General features: G+C 44.0%; 16 protein-coding genes and 2 pseudogenes. 7 read left to right on the top strand and 11 right to left on the bottom strand.

The features are described 5' to 3' along the window. Positions 1-32: 32 nt before the first annotated feature. Both AM228_RS10610 and AM228_RS35135 read right to left on the bottom strand, forming a co-directional pair. A complete protein-coding gene (locus tag AM228_RS10610; RefSeq protein WP_054466092.1) occupies positions 33-407 on the bottom strand; it encodes a type II toxin-antitoxin system HigA family antitoxin in 375 nt (124 codons plus the stop codon). 14 nt (positions 408-421) lie between these two features. Continuing rightward, positions 422-520: pseudogene (locus AM228_RS35135) on the bottom strand (type II toxin-antitoxin system HigB family toxin); the annotation flags it as partial. A 426-nt stretch (positions 521-946) separates the two neighbouring features. Between AM228_RS35135 and AM228_RS10605 the strand changes: the two are divergent. Together AM228_RS10605 and AM228_RS10600 are read left to right on the top strand one after the other, a co-directional pair. Continuing rightward, on the top strand, positions 947-1,189 hold the full coding sequence (locus AM228_RS10605) for a hypothetical protein (protein WP_054466091.1): 243 nt from the start codon (positions 947-949) through the stop codon (positions 1,187-1,189). Between the two features lies 1 nt (position 1,190). Next, positions 1,191-1,577 carry a type II toxin-antitoxin system VapC family toxin gene (locus tag AM228_RS10600; RefSeq protein ID WP_054466090.1) on the top strand — a complete coding sequence of 129 codons (387 nt, stop codon included), beginning with the start codon at positions 1,191-1,193 and terminating at the stop codon, positions 1,575-1,577. Positions 1,578-1,893: 316 nt separating this feature from the next. Here AM228_RS10600 and AM228_RS29570 read toward each other — a convergent pair whose 3' ends face one another. Further along, complete coding sequence (locus tag AM228_RS29570) at positions 1,894-2,058, bottom strand: type II toxin-antitoxin system HicA family toxin (RefSeq protein ID WP_072160734.1); 165 nt, start codon at positions 2,056-2,058, stop codon at positions 1,894-1,896. Positions 2,059-2,065: 7 nt separating this feature from the next. Beyond that, complete coding sequence (locus AM228_RS10595; protein ID WP_231636742.1) at positions 2,066-2,341, bottom strand: type II toxin-antitoxin system HicB family antitoxin; 276 nt, start codon at positions 2,339-2,341, stop codon at positions 2,066-2,068. Positions 2,342-3,035: 694 nt separating this feature from the next. Here AM228_RS10595 and AM228_RS30925 point away from each other — a divergent pair. After that, positions 3,036-4,138 (top strand): annotated as a pseudogene (locus AM228_RS30925) (IS630 family transposase). Between the two features lie 45 nt (positions 4,139-4,183). Here AM228_RS30925 and AM228_RS10580 read toward each other — a convergent pair. The 6 genes from AM228_RS10580 to ychF form a co-directional block, all read right to left on the bottom strand. Further along, positions 4,184-7,213: a glycerol-3-phosphate acyltransferase gene (locus tag AM228_RS10580; RefSeq protein ID WP_054466088.1), complete on the bottom strand. Its 3,030-nt coding sequence runs from the start codon at positions 7,211-7,213 to the stop codon at positions 4,184-4,186. Between the two features lie 180 nt (positions 7,214-7,393). After that, positions 7,394-7,960 carry a hypothetical protein gene (locus tag AM228_RS10575; RefSeq protein ID WP_054466087.1) on the bottom strand — a complete coding sequence of 189 codons (567 nt, stop codon included), beginning with the start codon at positions 7,958-7,960 and terminating at the stop codon, positions 7,394-7,396. Further along, positions 7,960-9,561, bottom strand: coding sequence for a hypothetical protein (locus AM228_RS10570; RefSeq protein ID WP_054466086.1), 1,602 nt, complete (start codon positions 9,559-9,561; stop codon positions 7,960-7,962). The genes AM228_RS10575 and AM228_RS10570 overlap by 1 nt, the downstream gene beginning before the upstream one ends. Positions 9,562-9,750: 189 nt before the next feature. Beyond that, the gene (locus tag AM228_RS10565; protein ID WP_054466085.1) at positions 9,751-11,178 is read right to left on the bottom strand and encodes an IS4 family transposase; all 1,428 of its coding nucleotides are present in this window, start codon (positions 11,176-11,178) and stop codon (positions 9,751-9,753) included. 312 nt (positions 11,179-11,490) lie between these two features. Next, entirely contained in the window at positions 11,491-11,850 is a 360-nt protein-coding gene (locus AM228_RS10560; protein ID WP_054466084.1) for a phage holin family protein, read from the bottom strand. A gap of 23 nt (positions 11,851-11,873) precedes the next feature. After that, positions 11,874-12,965, bottom strand: a complete 1,092-nt coding sequence (gene ychF / locus AM228_RS10555) for a redox-regulated ATPase YchF (RefSeq protein ID WP_054466083.1) — start codon at positions 12,963-12,965, stop codon at positions 11,874-11,876. A 106-nt stretch (positions 12,966-13,071) separates the two neighbouring features. Here ychF and AM228_RS32360 point away from each other — a divergent pair, with 106 nt between their 5' ends. The 4 genes from AM228_RS32360 (at position 13,072) to AM228_RS10540 (ending at position 16,386) form a co-directional block, all read left to right on the top strand. Continuing rightward, positions 13,072-13,224, top strand: coding sequence for a hypothetical protein (locus AM228_RS32360; RefSeq protein ID WP_156331687.1), 153 nt, complete (start codon positions 13,072-13,074; stop codon positions 13,222-13,224). Further along, positions 13,225-14,712, top strand: a complete 1,488-nt coding sequence (locus AM228_RS10550; RefSeq protein WP_054466082.1) for an aminotransferase class I/II-fold pyridoxal phosphate-dependent enzyme — start codon at positions 13,225-13,227, stop codon at positions 14,710-14,712. A gap of 40 nt (positions 14,713-14,752) precedes the next feature. Further along, positions 14,753-15,355, top strand: coding sequence for a precorrin-6Y C5,15-methyltransferase subunit CbiT (cbiT, locus tag AM228_RS10545; protein ID WP_054466081.1), 603 nt, complete (start codon positions 14,753-14,755; stop codon positions 15,353-15,355). A 161-nt stretch (positions 15,356-15,516) separates the two neighbouring features. After that, complete coding sequence (locus tag AM228_RS10540) at positions 15,517-16,386, top strand: phosphatidate cytidylyltransferase (protein ID WP_054466080.1); 870 nt, start codon at positions 15,517-15,519, stop codon at positions 16,384-16,386. Positions 16,387-16,965: 579 nt separating this feature from the next. Here AM228_RS10540 and AM228_RS10535 read toward each other — a convergent pair. Next, positions 16,966-17,754 (bottom strand): DUF2993 domain-containing protein, encoded by a 789-nt coding sequence (locus tag AM228_RS10535; protein ID WP_054466079.1) that lies wholly within the window; start codon positions 17,752-17,754, stop codon positions 16,966-16,968. Positions 17,755-17,874: the final 120 nt, after the last annotated feature.

The raw sequence follows: 17,874 nt of genomic DNA, 5'->3' as shown, positions 1-17,874 counted from the left end.
GAGCGATCGCCTCCTGCTTAATTGTTGGTGACTTACGCGGGGATTTTTGCCTGATAGGGTTGAATGAGAATTTCAGCAGGAATTCCCAGTTCTTGATTCAACTTCCGAATCATATTCAAAGTCAAGGGACGTTGCCGAGATAATACCTCAGATACTCTAGCTCGACTGCCGAGACAGGACTCTAGATCGCGACGAGACCATCCACGAGTTTCCATATAATAGTGAATCGCTTCGATCGGATCGGGAATGGCGATCGCAATTTGTTTTTTCTCATAGACTTCCACCAAAGTGCTGAGGATATCTAAGCGATCGGACTCAGGACTGTTTGGGGCGGCATTAAATAGTAACTCGATTTCTCGAAGGGCTTCCTGATAATCGGTTTCAGTTCTAATTGGGCGCACTTCCATATATTGACCTCTATTTAAACAATTTCTGCATCTACTTTGTCATACTCGCTATGAGTGCCAATAAATCGGATGAAAATAATTCCCAGGTCATAGCGAATTGCTACAATCAGCCGATAAGTGTTGCCATTTTGGGAGCAAGAGGCACTTTAACTATAGAACAAACGGCGAAATCTTTATCGCTTTCGCTAGAAAAGGTGAAAATATTTCGTTAAATCGCCTCGGAGGTCAGAAACCCGGTTTCTTTGCCGGTTGTGAAAGGTTGTGAAAGAGCGATCGCCTATTTTTCCGCTTATATTTAATCTAGAGATAACATTAAAAAAATTGAAATATATCCCAGTGATGACGATTTTTGAGAGTGCGATCGCGCATGAATCCCTGCCATGACGGTGGGTTACGGCGGATCTAAATATCACGGTTTTTTGCTACATATTGTCACCGCCTAACCCACCCTACAAATTGCGCTACAACTTTTAGAATTTTGGACTTTTTGAATATTTTGTGGTATTATAGGATTAAATATTCTGCATTACCGCCGAAAAATGTCTTTTTCCTCTGCTGAGAAACTGCTCCTAGAAATTCAAGAACTCCCGGAAGAATCGCAAAAGATTATTGCCGATCTGGTTGCAGTCTTAAAAAAACGTTATGAAACCAAGCAAAACTCACCGATTAATCCTCTGCAATTAGAGGAGCAACCTTTTATTGGAATGTGGAGCGATCGGCAAGATACCCAAAACAGTAGTCAATGGGTGAGAAATATCCGACAACAACATTGGCATCAGTAAAATGAACTCCATTTTGAGCGACACCGATCTCTTGATTGACTTGGCAAATAACGACTCAATTGCTAAAGAACGTCTGGTTAAAGAATCACAAAAATTTTTGCTAACAATTAGTATAATTACTGAGTTAGAGTTAATTGTTGGCTGTCGCAATAAACAAGAGTTAGAAGCTTTGGACAAATTCCTTAGACAGTTTTCGATTTTTCAACTGAACCGTGAGATATCTACCAAAGCAGAAGAATTAATGCGTAGCTACTATCTGAGTCATGGGTTATTGATAGCAGACGCTTTGATCGCTGCCACAGCGATTGAAAATCAAATTCCCCTACTGAGTAAAAACCAACGAGATTATCGCTTTATCTCTGAACTGAATTTATTGAAATATCCATAAATAAAAGCTTTGATTTATTGCGCTTCTATTTAATCTAGAGATAACATGAATAAAATTGAAATATATCGCAGTGATGACGATTTGTGAAAGAGCGATCGCGCCTCAATTCCGCGCATAATGGTGGGTTACGGCGGATAAAAATATCACTGTTTTTTTGCTACATATTGTCACCGCCTAACCCACCCTACCACTGTCTCTTTTGGCAAGTGAATCGCTTCGATCGCCTCCGATATCAGAAACCGGGTTTCTTTTACTTTGAGGCGTTGAGAAAGTCTTCGGGAGTAATATCAGCTTGCTTAAGAATTGCCCGGAGAGTTCATTCTGGCATATCCCCTGGGTGATTGGGAATAGTGGTATAAAAATTTCTGTCAGGATTATACCAAATTTCATGGCTGCCTGCGGCTTGTCGGTCAAAAACGAAGCCAAAAGATTTAATAATTTTGACAATTTGTCGATAACGAAATCCAGCTAATCTCCCCATTTTTCACCTATTGCCCCACTACTAACGGATAATTAAAGCGATCGCCTATGGGTTTTAATAAGTCTGTTTGGTTTCGTTCCGCTTTGGCTTCTAATAGTTTTCGTGCCACATCACGGGCAATTTCCAAGGTTTCAGTTATGGTTCGTCCCTGGGCAACTAACCCAGGCAGTTCATCAGAGGTTGCCAAGTACACCCCTTCTGGGAGTTTTTCAATCTGAAGGTTAAGGATTTTTTCCATAAGGTCGAGAAAGGTGAGGATGATAGAAAATCGAGATTTAAGCAAATTTTATCAAATTTTCCCAATCATCTAGCCAAACTATTCTACCCATTTGTCACCTATTGCCCCACCACTAACGGATAATTAAAGGGATTCCGCTTTGATCGGATCCCTTGCGGGAATCGCCCGTTGAGGAAAAAGAAACCGGGTTTCTATGACAATTTTTGTGTCAAAACTGAGATGGTATAAAGAAACCCGGTTTCTGACTTCAGGTTTCTTTTCGTGGGAGAGCGATCGCATGAGCAAAAGGACTCCACAATCAAATCAGCCTGATTTCTGAGGTAAGATAAAACCTTGGGCGATCGGGTATGATATGCTAACCCAATCTTCAAGTTAAAACAAGTTAAAACAAGTAAAAAATACGAATCAAAATATGGCTATAAAATCTATCCATAGACTAGAATCACTGCGAGTTCAAAATTACCGAGCATTACGGGATATATAATTAAAAATTATTACTCCAGTAACGGTATTTTTATCGCCGAATGGCAGTGGAAAATAAACCATTTTTGATGTATTTGCTTTTTTAGCTGAATTCTTTAGTGATGGATTGAGGAAAGCCTGGGATCGCCGGAGTAGATTCCGAGAATTACACAGTAGAGATAGTCAAGGAAATATTGTGTTTGAGTTAACATAAGCTGTTCGGCACTTAAATTGGGTATAATAGCAATAAAAGTTCAGCCAAATCACCAGCACGCGAATGCCAGCCAAGAATCATTTAACGCCAGAGACTCATCTGAAACTTCAGAAAGCCTTGAAAGAGGAAGAAAATGGAGAAATCCGAGAAAGGATTTTAATAATTCTCTTACTCAATGACGGAAAGACACAAGCTAAAATAGCTGAATTTATTGGCTGCTCAATTAACACAGTTTCATACTGGTGCGTTCATGGAGATCCAGACAATCTAGAAAGCTTAAAAGATGAAAGAATGAAAGGAAACAACAAGAAAGTTACAGATGAATATATATAAATTTTATTAACAACTATAGAGACCGAACCCAAAGAACTGGGATATGAGTTTGGAGATGGACGGCTGCGAGACTAGCTACTTATCTAGAAATAGTTACTGGAATTAAACTGAGCGGGTCTCAAGTGCGGAGGATAAGGTAAAAAAAGTATGTTTACCTGTGGGCAAAGTATAGCTTGGATTTCCAGAGAAATGAGGTCAATAGAGAAGCATTTTAGCCAAAAATAAAAAAATATTTGCAAATAGAAAAAAAAGAGCTTTTACAGGTATAATTTTGGGACGACAGCGGATCTAGTTTAAGAGTAATAAGAAGAAAAAATTGGTATAAAAAAGGAAGACCTCGTAAGTAAGGTAATGGGAGCAGAAAAGGAAGGGTCAATGTAATGGGATCATTCGGGTACTCCGCTCAAAAAAGATTTGTATATTTTTTAAATAAAAGCAATTCGGAAAGTTTTTATGACGTTCTACAGATTTTTTATCAAGAAGTAATAGAAGAGTGGGTTGACCGAGGGAACCGAGCGGAATATTTTTCTGTGACCAGACCAAAAATTGTGATAATTCTGGACAATGCCAGTTTTCATAAAAAACAGGATTGCCTTGATAAAATTGAGTCATAAATGCCAAACATACATCTAGAATTTCTTCCAGAATATAGTCCAGATTACAACTTAATGGAGTTGGTGTGGCACTGGAGTAAAGAATATATTGCCAATCGACTATTTACTTCAATTGAGGAACTGGAATTTTTATTACATAAATTATTAAATCAAGGAGGTTTAATTATTAAATGGTCTCGAAAGTTAAAAAACAAGGGAAATGCTGTTATCCCAGTTTAAATGCGGAAGAGCTTAAGTAAATTTACTGATTGTTGCAGGGTAATTTTAGAGCAATTCGACAATTCCTTGACCACCATCAATTCTGACTAGATCGCCATCGCGGAAAATTTGCATGGCATCGTGAATGTCCATCACGGCGGGAATTCCATATTCACGGGCAACGATCGCCCCATGAGAGAGTTGACCGCCCACTTCGGCAATGATGCCCCCAGCGCGGGCTAACAAAGGAGCCCAACCAGCGTCGGTATAGGGGACAACGAGAATAGTTTCTCGGTCAATGGTGGCGGATAACTGCAAAGTTTTCAGAATTTTGATTCGACCTTGAATCACTCCGGGACTGGCACCAATTCCCTGGATTTGGGCTTCGGAAGTTACGAGGTAGGATTTGGGACTGGTCGGGGGAGAGTTCCCATAAACAATTAGCGGGACTGAGGGAATTTCCGCATCTTGTTGCCGTTGATCCCGACGGGCTTCGATTAAGTCATACAGGGGATCGAGAACTTCTTCGATTAGTTCAGTGTTCGTGGCAATACTCGATAAATCCAGGGGCAATAATTGACGAATTTCTGATAATTCCAAAAAAAAGATATCTCCGGATTCAAAAAATAGTTCGGCATTGAGCCAAAGTTTTTCTAAGGCTAAGATACTCCAGCGCAGTTCCGCTAAAAGTTTATGATAAACTTCTGTCACTTTGCCTTTGAGTTGAAGGCGTTTCTGGACAATGTGGGTTGGGACGTTGGAGCTATAAGTTTTGACTGGGACAGGGGAGGGATGAAAAAGCAATTGGGCAAATAAATTTCTTAAGAACCGGGGGTTTTCTTTCCAGCGAGGAACGGTGATATCGGTGGCTGTTTCGCTGAGATATCCGTAGCGGTTAAGGAATTGTTCAAATTGATCGAAGACGGTTTGACCTTCGGGAATTTCCGCTAGAGTGGCAAAGAGTTGGGAAGAGTCACCGCCTTGGTTTTGATAATCTGGCAACAGTTGATTTAAATTAGGCAGTAGCATCCGGGTGTTGTTGGCGAGTTCTTGGAGCGATCGCACTGCGGCCACTTCCGGGGTTTGGCTATAGTCTAGTTCACTATCTTCTACTCGCAATAAAGTTCGACGGAAAGCAAAACTTAACGGGGCTAAAATACTGTAGTAGGTGCAATCGGAAAGCAATTCTAATATCGCATCAATTCGTTCAATTAGGGATTTCGGGGTTAATTTTATGGCAGTGAAATCCCAACTTTGCTCCCGTTGTTTTGCCAGCTTAGTTAATGCGTGGCCAAAGCGATTTTTATAGGCTCTGTAAAAGTCATCGGCTAGTTGGATTTCTCGACCAATTAATCGAAGCAAACCGGGAATATTTTTCAGGGTAGCGGTGAGGGGAGGTTGGCTAAATTTAGATCCTCTGGTGAGAAATTCTAAGCTTTCTGGAGGTAAACCCATGCGGCGAAAAATTTCTCCTAATAAAGAGGCGTTAAAATAAGCCTGAGAATAATGTAAGGTGGCGGTTTCTTGAAAATTAAGACCTTGGGCTTGGTCTTGGAGGACGAGGGTAAAAAGTTCACCCCAAACACCGCAGGTTAAGGGACGATTAATTGACCAAGTGAGGGGATGAATGATTCCGGGGATGACTTCGGCGGCAATTTTGCGCGTCCAAATCGGTAGTAAGGTGGTGATGGGACGACTTTGCAAAATCCAAAATTTTTGGCCATCATAAGTCCATTCGATGTCCTGGGGGATGCCGTGATAACGGTTTTCTATGTGACGGGCTAAAAAAGCGATTTGTTCGATGACGATCGCCGGAATATCGCCTTTGCCTTGGATGGGCAGGTTCAGGTCTGGGGGAAGTTTCCAACTGCTATTTCTGATATTTTCCGGGGGATAGCTTGTTGAATCGATCGGATCGGTCGGATCGGTGGCTTTCGCTGCACTGACCAAAACTTGATAGCGTTCCGGGGTTTTTTTGCCAGAGACGACTTGGCTACAGTCTCCCGGTAAGGCTTCAATCATCACCGCGTCTCCCTGACGCTGGATCGGGTCACGGCTGAAAGCGACGCCAGAAAAGACGCCGCGAATTTGGGGCTGAATTAAGACCGCGATCGCCGCATCGCCAATGTTTCGATCTTGCCGATATTTGACTGCCCCAGGGCGATCGTAGGAGTTTAAACAGTCAGTAATCGCTTGTTGCAAGGCAAGGCGATCGCAAATATTCGGGATACTGGCATACTGACCGGCAGCGGAAGCAGTATCTAAATCTTCATTAATCCCGGAAGACCGGACAATAAAAGGAGACTTGGGGCTAGGGTTCAGGCTGGCGATCAAAGCTTCCGGGTCATCTCCGGGCAACAGAACCCATCCTGGGGGCACCGGATAGCCCCAGCGTTTCAGTTGAGAGAGGGTCGCCGCTTTTTGACCGACTTTTCTGGGATCTAGGGGTTGATTCAGAGTTTTGCAGGCGCGATCGCCCTGAAAAAAACGAAACATCTTCTCCGACTCTCGGTGAGTTTCTTCTGGGGGGAGGTCTAAATCATCGGGCATTTGTGCATAAATCCAAAATAACAACAGACTTAGAATAGCCGCTAACCAGGTTCGCTCCCACTGTTGCCAATATAATAGTGCCGTAATCGTGGGCATGAGTATCAACACCCCAGTCCGTCCCCATTGGCGTTCCCGCAAAATGGTAAAACTCACCCCACCAATCAAAAAAATCAACCCAGCAATGCGCCAGTCGTGGACGACAAACCCCCAGACTACATTGGTGGTTCCCGCGCCTTTGCCCAACCAATAACGGCCCATGACCAAAGCAATTAAAGCCACCAATTCCCACTCTGGGTTTTGGGGAAAAAATTGCCTTGCTAATAAAACCGCCGCAATTCCCTTGAGGGCTTCTGAAATCACCGCCAAAATTCCCGCCAATTTACCCCCGTGGTAAAAGGCTGCCGACACACCAATATTGCCCGTACCCAATTCGGCCAATTTTCGCCGAGTCAGGGCCCATGTAATCCAGGCGATTAGGGGTAGTCCGCCCAATATGGGACAGACGGTGAAAATCAGAAAAGCACCCCAAACTTGCGTTAAAGTCATTGAGCGATAAAAACTAACTAATTCGGTTGATTCTTCAGTCCCAATCTAGTTTAGATCCTTTGTCAAGTGGTTGGTGATGTTGGCTAATGTTGGTTAATGCTTCTTAAAAGCGATCGCCTTGACCTAAATCTCATCAAGCTTGAACAGTAATCAAAGTCTCAATGAGTAATTATGCAGACCTCACTGATTCTGCCAATTATCCAGTAAATCCCAGGGTTGGTTATTATCAGTCACTTGGACTTCCTCGTTATTCTCAAATCTGACTTTCACCGTCACTCCTGGCGGAACTTTCAGTTGATCTCCTTCATAAAGTCCCGTTCCCCAGGTAGAGTGATAATCTTTAAACCCAGCCCAAGAATGCCGTTTGATTTGAAATTTTTTACCAACCGGATACTCAGCAATTTCTCCCAGTTTTTCAGGATGCCGATGTTGAGACTTTTCCCCCGCTTCACAAAAAGATAGTGTTGTGAGTCTTTCAGAGATAATCTGAGAACTTCTGAAAGGAACGGGAATCGGACAAATATTTTTCACTGGAACTCTTCTCTCTTGCGCTACGGTCACTATTCGATCATTATGATCGCATTGTACTTTGACCGTCACCCCCGCCGGAACTTTTAACTGATCTCCGTCACGAAGCAAGCTTTCATCATCCTTATTGGGATTATACTTTTCAAAGCGATCCTCCCTATCCCGTTGAATATAAAATTCGCCGGAATAATATACAATTTTACCGAGTTTTATAGACATTATTTTACTCCTTTATCTGTGTTTTCTATCATATCTAAATAGGTTTGACCTTGTTTACTCCATTCAATTTCTTCTAAAGTTTCATCGCTGGAAAATTTAATACATTTTGCCCAAGATTCTTTTTCATTTTCTCTGTATATCTGCCAATTCTTCGGCATCTGATTAATTTGTTGATAGACGATTCCTAAAAGACAATAATGATCGGGATGTTTGCTTAATTCTGGTAATGTATTGGTAATGTCTCTGGCTGACTCTAGCCAAGACAGGGCATAGTTATAATTTTCTCGATTCAAGTAACCCCACCCATAATTTGTCATTAAATTATACGTTACTCGATCGCTGGCTCCTTTGCTATTTTTCCAACCCTCTGCAACCAAGGGAATAGTATTCGTGGTATTTTTTTGCAGATTATATGCTCTGGCAAGTTTATTTAAGACTACTAGGGTAGCGTCTAAGTTTGGCTGGTCTTTTTTTGCCTGAGCAACTTGCAATCCTTCTCTAATAGTTTTTTCCGCTGCCTCATATTCAGGTTTTCCTTGTTCCACCAATACCCTTGCCAGTTTTGGATAAGCCGGAGTATATTGAAATTTTACCGCTAATTCATATTTTTGTTGGGCAGCCTTCAGTTCTCCTGCTTGTTCATATTTTTGTCCCAAATAATCGGCGATGTTTGGAACTAGCAACTTATAAAATATCAAAATAAATCCACAAAGAAATAAAGAAATTACCGCACTGACTTCATGGACATATTTTTTATGAATCTTCCAACTTTCTAGCCAAATTTGAATATCTTCTTTGCCTTTTTGAGTGAGGGCTTGTTTTCCAGAGAAAAAAGTCAAGACTGTTGGCGAAATTAGGGCAAATATGCCTAAAGCATTATCGGAGTCTCCGGCAAAAACTTGGGCGGCCATGTCTCCGACTAAGCTAACGGAAATTGTTAAGAAAAACCAGGTTAACAAGTTACAAGGCAAGTCCAGCCAATCCCAGAATGAGAACCTTTTAGGAGTAGGGGCTGAAGGCTTGGGTTCGCAATACCACCACCAGGCAGTTTGGGGGGGATGGAACATTTCCCGCCATTCATCTAAGTTAATTAGACTAATTAATGTTTGCCATTGTGGGGATTTTAAATAGCGATCGCCTCTTTTCAGTTGTGCCAAAAGTTTACCCGTCAAAACGGGGGTTTCTTGGCTTAAAGCCCATTGTACCCCATCACGAGCGGTCAGCACTTCTAATATCTGTTCATGGGTTATTTCTTGGCTTAACTCTTTGGCAAAAGTAGCCACAGCAGTCTGGATCGTTGGGTCAATTTCTGTATCAATACCATCAGCATTCAAAGCGAGATTAATGATTTTAGCCGCGATCGCCTCCAAAGACTTTTCGGTCATCACCTGCTGAGTTGCTTGGAGGACGACTTGCGGCAAATCAAACTTCTCTGCCTTAGAATTAAGCGCATCACGAGTAGCGGACTTGACCGCATCACCTAACACCGCATCCCGGACAAGTTTCGCCTGAACGATCGCCGCTGTTTGGATCCTGCTTTCAATATCGGCGATCGCGGCATCATACCGTTGAATTGCTGCTTCTAGTTCCGGGACACTCATTCCTATTACCGCCCTTTTAGAATTTACTTAGCGCTTAATTAGGGTTTTTACTTAGCGCTGACACTAACCGAGAGTCATTCACCGAATCAAATACCATAGATCAACAGGAAGATACTCTCTATATTAACCTGAGATCGACGAAACTATACACTTCTGGCTTTCCCCGGCCAAAAAGCCCCCCTTGTTAAGCTATGCCTTACTCACATATTTCTTAACATAGTCATCATTGACAGGGGGTGAAGAACTCGGATAAAATATCTTCCATGTTTGAGCGATATCTTCTAGTCGTCGTAGGCCGCGCCAAATCGTTTTGACTCCGGGTTCTTCATCCCCCTTGCGTCCTAAAAAACCCCCAAGTTGAGCAATCCACCTAATGCATTGGTTCACCGTTGGCGGTGTGCTAGGTGGAGAGGTGACAGAATGAATAAAACAATAAAGTGCTTGCCACTGATAGGGTTCAAGAACCTTGGTCGCCTCCGCCGACGGATGAGTCCGGGAAATGTAGGTTAACCACAATAAGCGCCATGCCACAATAGAGTAAGTAGCCAATGCTTTTTCGATTCGGTCGGCGGTTTCTAATTGTAATTCTTCCAGAGAACACCCACTCTTGAGCACGTAATGATACCGCTCAATTAACCACCGATAACTGTACCAAATTAAGCATTGCTCTAGATCCTCTACATCACTAACAGGTAAGGTGGTTAATAGTAACCAACTGACCGGATCCACATCCGGTGGGGGACTTTCTTCTTCGGCCAGAATCACAGTAACTTTTATGGGGTTTAGGGTTTTAAAGTGAGGATGATTTTTAGGCGGTTGAATTTCTACAGAAATCGTTCTTAAAGTCAACACTGCCTGTCTTGGGGCGCGTTTTTCCGTAGCTTTCAAATCGAGTGTTTTTTGTCCAATCGGAGTACAACGGCGGATCACATCCGACAAACGCTCTACTTCCGCAGAATCGTCATCAGAAGAGCGGACACAGCGATTATGGTGCCCCCGAATTAACAGTTCCGAGTTGGCATTTCTTGAGGTGGAAAATAAATCGTAGATGTCGGCTTCCGCGTCGGCGACAGTGATGACAATCGTATCCGGTGGAACCACTGAATCTGTCGCCTGTAATGCGGTGATCCATCGCTGACTTTCTTTATCGAGGGTGGCTCGTCGGTGTCGGTCATGTTTTTTTCCTAGCTCCTGGATATCTCGCGCCCAAACCTCCTGATTTAATAAACCCAACGGGATTCCGGCACTGCTGACACAGAAAGTGGAATGGACTTTTAAGCCTCGGCTCTTGGAAGAGTCTAGATAACCCATTCCTTTTTTGCTGGGATGATGCGTAAAGTTGAATTCAGTAGTATCTTGAATTGCTAAAACAATTGGCTGGTTTTTGATTCTTTCGAGGGTGCTACTCTGATGAGCGGCTCGAATCTCGGATGCTTTCACTCGCGGGTTGCCCCACAAATCGTAGCATCCTTGGGTCGCCGCCCAATTTCCACAGGCTTCAGGGATGCTGGCATGAGGGTGTGCGGCTAGATCCGAGACAATCTTCATCAGTCTTCGATTCCGACGTCGATCGCCTAAGTCGGCATATTTAAGTTCCTCTTTTGCCCAAGAATCCATACTTTCTCCTCAATTTTTCAGAGCTTCAATTCCGGGAATTGTGCCGGAATTGAAGCGCGAGTGGTAGAGATTTCTCCCCGCTTTGGACTTATAGTTTAGCCAGATTTGGTTGAGCGCGGGATTCTCACCACCCTAAATATGTGTTAAGTTTCGTAAACCCGGTCAAACCCAGGCAGGCTATGCTTTCTCGATTGTTAAGAAATATGTGAGTAAGGCATAGCTTGTTAAGGGGGGTTGGGGGGATCGAAAAATGCCATCCGGCACGCTTTGCGATCGGACAACCGGGTTTATTTGCCTATTAAACGATTTCCCCTAAATAGGAATAAAACTCAAGAGGATACTGTTAATAAATCCCAAAGCAAGGGAACCAAGCAAAGCACTCCAAATTCCCCAACGCAAGCGAAATCCTTCCACCAGATAAGCGGCCAATCCAAAGATAATCATATTCAGCAAAGTTCTTAAGAGAAAATCTGAAAAAATTACCCCTAAAACTGGCACAGTTACTACAGCAATAACCGGGCGGACTAGGGCATTTAAAATGCCAAATACCGCTGCGGAAAATAAAGCTTTGTTAAAGTCATCAATTTCTACGCCAGTGGGAATTTTGGAAATAATCACAAAGCTGATAGCCGTGACCAGCCAAATGATCAACAGTTGGATAATGTTAGCCATAGGAAATTATCCCTAATAATAAACTACACATTAAATCGGAATAACATCACGTCTCCTTCTTGAACTACATATTCTTTTCCTTCACTGCGAACTAAACCTTTTTCTTTGGCGGCTTGCATAGAACCGGAAGTCACCAGGTCATTATAAGCAACGGTTTCAGCGCGAATAAATCCCCGTTCAAAATCCGAGTGAATCACCCCAGCAGCTTGGGGGGCAGACATTCCTTCGTGAATCGTCCAAGCGCGAGTTTCTTTTGGTCCGGTGGTTAAGAAAGTTCGCAAACCTAATAATTTATAAGTAGCCCGAATGAGGGTTTTTAATCCCCCTTCGGCAACCCCAAGAGATTCTAGAAAATCCGCTCGTTCTGCTTCGGGAAGTTCCACGAGTTCTGATTCTACTTGGGCAGAAACAATGACTACTTGAGCAGCTTCGATCGCCGCTAATTTTTGCACTTGTTCCACCCACTGATTCCCCGTGGCTAAGTCATCTTCGGAAACATTGGTGGCGTAAATCACGGGTTTTGCGGTTAATAAACCCAAGGGTTTAATGATTTCTTTTTCTTCTAAGGATAGGGGCAACAGTCGGATGGGTTGACCTTCATTTAACGCGGTTTGTAACTTTTCTAATACCACGAGTTCCTCTTGGGCATCTTTGTTAGCCCGGGCTTGCTTGCGAGTGCGATCGCACCGTCGATCAACCTGGGCTAAATCCGCTAAACAAAGCTCTAGATTAATGACTTCAATATCTCGCAACGGGTCAACGGAACCGGAGACATGAATAATATCATCATTCTCAAAACACCGCACCACATGAACGATCGCATCCACTTCCCGAATATGGGATAAAAACTGGTTGCCCAACCCTTCGCCCTTGCTGGCACCTTTGACCAAACCGGCAATATCCACAAACTCCATCCGGGTGGGGACGGTTTGTGCCGAACTCGAAAGTTTTGTCAGCACCTCCAACCGTTCATCGGGCACCGCTACCACCCCGACATTTGGTTCAATGGTGCAAAAGGGAAAATTCGCCGCATCAGCCTTGGCATTGGCGACCAAAGCATTAAATAAGGTAGATTTACCAACATTGGGTAGTCCGACAATTCCGGCTCTAAGCATAGTGAATAGTGATTTAAAATTATTTGACCTTAGTCACAATAGCAACAAACTATCTAATTAAAACCGATTCAAGGGTAAGATTGGGGCGAGAGGATTGCCCCGGTAATTGCCCCAACAAATTCGATTTGTGCGTAAGTTCTATCACCAGCAAATTCAACCAGCAAATTCAACCAGCCAACTTAACCAGCCAACTCAACCAGCCAACTCAACCAGCCAACTCAACCAGCCAACTCAACCAGCAAACTCGGCGGTGCATTGAATGCCTAGACTCGACCAAAAATCAGCCCCATTATTAGAAACCCTGCAATTAATGGCCCAAAGTCCTGATGCCCCATTTTACGCACCAGGGCATAAGCGCGGCCAAGGAATTGACTCAGAATTGCGGACGTGGCTAGGAAGGGCAATGTTTCAAGCCGACTTACCGGAATTACCGGAGTTAGATAACTTGTTTGCCCCCCAGGGCGCGATCGCCACCGCCCAGGAGTTAGCCGCAGAAGCTTATGGCGCTGCCGAAAGTCGCTTTTTGGTCAATGGTTCGACTGGCGGAATTATGGCGGCAATTTTAGCCACCTGTGGTATGGGTGAAAAAATTATTCTGCCCCGCAATATTCATCAATCAGTGATTTCTGGCTTAATCCTCTCTGGGGCGATACCGATTTTTATCTCTCCCGAATACGATCCAGAGTGGGACTTAGCCTATTCTATCTCAACCTCTAGCCTAGTGGCAGCGTTGGCGGCGCACCCCGATGCCAAGGCAGTAATGATCGTCAACCCGACTTATCATGGAATCTGCGGGGATATCCTTGAGATGGCCAAAATTACCCATCAACACGGGATTCCTCTATTAGTCGATGAAGCACATGGAGCACATTTTGCCTTTCATGGGGATTTACCGATCGCCGCATTAGCGGCTGGGGCTGATTTAACGGTGCAATCCACCCATAAAGTCTTAGGGGCGATGACACAAGCTTCTATGTTGCACGTTCAAGGGGATTTAATCGATCGCGATCGGTTAAATCTAGCCCTACAGATGGTGCAATCCAGTAGTCCCAGTTATCTATTGCTGGCTTCTTTGGATGCAGCCCGTCGGCAGATGGCGATCGCCGGTACTGAACTCATGGACAAAACCTTGGCATTAGCGGCAACAGCGCGGGCAAACATAGCCACAATTCCGGGTTTGAAAGTTTTCCACGGGCCAACCCTGCCCAGTCCGGGGTTTTCTCACCTCGATCCCACTCGTTTAACCGTGAAAGTCACAGATTTAGGACTCACCGGCTATCAAGCGGATGAAATTTTGCATACACAACTGGGTGTAACCGCCGAGTTACCGGGATTACAGCATCTAACTTTTATTATTAGTCTGGGAAATACGGCGGCAGACATCGATCGCCTGGTGGCTGGTTTCAGGCATTTGTCCCACCTCCATGTCTCCCCCCTTTTTAAGTGGGGGGGATCGATGCTTTCCCCGGAAGGTTCGGGGGGATCGATCGTCCATCCCGTGTCACCATTGACCCCGCGAGAGGCTTTCTTTGCTGCCAAGGAAACTTTACCCATTGAAGCCACCGTAGGGCGCATTAGCGCCGAGTTGGTTTGTCCTTATCCCCCCGGAATTCCCGTATTAATACCTGGAGAGGCGATCGCGCAGAATTCTTTAGAATTCTTACAAAAAATTCTGGCGAATGGTGGGACAATAACTGGGTGTAGTCAGCCGGATCTGACCACGCTAAAAGTAGTCATTAGTCCTTAATCCTTATTCGTTTGTTAATCTTTAATTATTGATATGTACTATGCCTTGTTCTTTGTGGCCGTATATTAGCCCTGGTATTTCTGATGATTTATTTGAACGCTTGCCCGGTATTCCCATGAGCAAAAGAGAAACCAGGATTTTGTTGTTAGCGCATTTGCGTTTAGAACCAAATACCGTCCTCTGGGATATTGGTGCAGGCACGGGAACAATTCCCGTAGAAACTGGTTTATTATGTCCCCAAGGTCGGATTATTGCCGTAGAAAGAGATGAAGATGTGGCTAATTTAATTCGCCGCAACTGCGATCGCTTTGAAGTGGAAAATGTGCAAGTCATTGAAGGCAGTGCCCCCGAATGCCTCAAAGACCTGGCCGAACCACCCACGCGAGTCTGTATTGAAGGGGCAAACCCGATTAAATCTCTGCTCAAAGAAGTCTGGAATTATTTGCAACCCAATGGTCGAGTCGTCGCCACTGCGGGCAATTTAGAAAACTTATATGCTATTTCAGAAACTTTTTCTGAGTTACAAGTGCGTAATATAGAAGTCGTACAAACTTCAGTGAATCGGTTAGAAACCAGAGGCCGAAATCAAATTTTTGCCGCGATCGATCCAAGTTTTATTTTGAGTGGGGAAAAAATTGATTAATAGCGATGAATAACTCAAAAAAAGAACCCTGTCACCGAAATCCAATTGGCGGCAGTGATGCTTTTCGTCAAAAAACCAGGTTTTTCACCGGGTGACAATACAGACTAGCGGCTGAAGCTCAATTGAAATGTTGATTCCCAGATTATTTAATCATTAATGCTATGCCTGTGCCTCGAATTATCAGCGGAATTGTTGCGGTCATCCTCGCTTTAGGGATGATTCTCCTAGGCGGATGGTATTTCACCGTTGGCTTGGGAATTATCATCTATCTAGCTCAACTGGAATATGTGCAGCTAGTTCGAGCGAAGGGCATTATCCCCTCAGCCAAAAATACATTAGTTTTGAGCCTGATTTTACTGGCAATTTCTACGGTATCTTCTACCTTAGCCGATGCCATGTTGCCCCTGGCTGGGACTTGGATTTGTTTCTATCTGCTATTTAAGCCAAAAATGGCCACGATCGCCGATATTTCTGCTTCGATTCTTGGCTTATTTTATGTAGGATATTTGCCCACATTTTGGGTGCGGTTACGGGGAATAGAAAATGCCGAATATAGTAATCTGCCCTTTGGCGGCTTTTGGCCAGAAAATTGGCATCATCTAACCCAAATTCCCCAAGGATTAACGATTACTTTTTTATCCTTCTGTTGTATTTGGGCGGCAGATATTGGCGCCTATATTTTCGGCAAATGCTTAGGCCGTACCCCGCTTTCGGAAATCAGCCCGAAAAAAACCGTTGAAGGTTCGGTATTTGGTATTAGCGGCAGTGTGCTTGTCGCCACTATTGGCTCTTGGTATTTGCACTGGCCAACTTGGCCGGCAACCGGGATTATTTTAGGTCTTTTAATTGGCATTGCCGGTCTTTTGGGTGACTTGACGGAATCCTTAATGAAACGGGATGCGGGGGTGAAAGATTCGGGAACCCTAATTCCCGGACATGGCGGGATTCTCGATCGCACCGATAGCTATATTTTTACCGGCCCATTAGTCTTCTACTTTGTCACCTTAATTTTACCTTTATTACCGAATTAAAATCAGAAACCGGGTTTCTATCAAAATCTCTATCAAAATCTCTGATTTGTAGCAGAAGCGATCGCAGAAACCCGGTTTCTTGGTTATTTATTCGTTGCTGCCAAATAACAACCAACAACAAAAACAGGGAACAGGGAACAGGGAACAGGGAAAAGAGGAGCTTCAGGAGCTTCAGGAGCTTCAGGAGCAGAGGGGAGAGTGAATAGTGATATTTATTTTACAGCGGTTTTCTGGTGAGTAAACCACACCCGTCGGGGATTAAAATCCCCGCCTCATAGCGTAAGCCTGCCCCCGCGAAGGCCGCCATCGTCGGTTAAAACCGACTAATCATGCTTGGTAGGGGTCAAAGGCTGTTGACCCCTACAGAATTTTAGTCGGTTCTAATGGAAATCTTGCATCAGTGGCAACAAACGTCGGGGATTCATTCCCTGGCGGTTAATGTAGTTTACCCAGTAGAAAACCGCTGTAACTTGTACGGGCGGATGGCCATATAGCCTGACGGATTATGCTCCGCAAGGACGCCCCTACGACTTTCCCCAACCAACAAACAACCAACAACAACCAACAAACAACAAAAAATTACGGCGTCACCATGATTTGCCCTTGACAAGTTAGCTGACCGGGCAGCAAAGTTAATTGGGAAATCATCACCGATGACCCGAAATCCCAGGAAAAATGTTCTAAATAAATTATCTCTTGTCCGGCAATATGTAACTGAGGGTTGACTAAATAGAGTTGATGGCCATTTCTGATTTCTAACCCCATCTGGAGGACCGCCGATTTTTTCCCTTCTGTCTCCGCGATCGCGTTCGCGTAGCTTTGCGGATGCAGCATCGCTGGTTGGCAAAGTCCCGTCAATGTTAATTTATCTTGGCCTAAATTAATTTGTAACTGTTCCCAAGAGTTGACCACAGAATGTAACCAAGAGTCTAAAAATTCTTGCATAGCTTGGTTAAATAACGGGGATGCTAAAGAAGCATCAATATCCCCTTGAGTAAACTGTAGCTGGGCATTAATGGGAACGGGATCGATTAGATGCAGAGGTTGCCCTTGGAGCACTTCTCTAATATTGAAACGAATTCCTGTCCCTTCTAACCATATTTGACTCAAGCTAATGCCTTGATAAATGGCATGACTGGCAGAAATTAATACCCCAGGAATTGACCCGGAAAGGATTTGCCGGTTGCCACCGGAAATGGTTAATTGCAAGTTTTCGATGGCGTCTAGTTGCGATCGCAACCAAAACTTTAGGGCGGGCGCCAGAATTTTACTAATTAGTTTTCCGGTTAGTTTTCCTGACTTGGGTGAAACTTCCTTGACGGCATCTAATGTTTTTGCTGATTTAGACAAAATAAGGTTAGAACTCATCGGGTAATTACTGAGTGGTTGACGGTTGAATGATCGATCCAGTGTAGTCAATTCTACAGACTACGGACGCAGCAATCGGGTTTCTGGCCGCCTGGGTATCGCATTTTTACTCAAGAAACA

Source organism: Planktothricoides sp. SR001 (assembly GCF_001276715.1).
Lineage (GTDB): Bacteria > Cyanobacteriota > Cyanobacteriia > Cyanobacteriales > Laspinemataceae > Planktothricoides > Planktothricoides raciborskii.
This window is presented reverse-complemented; position numbering and strand designations above follow the sequence as displayed.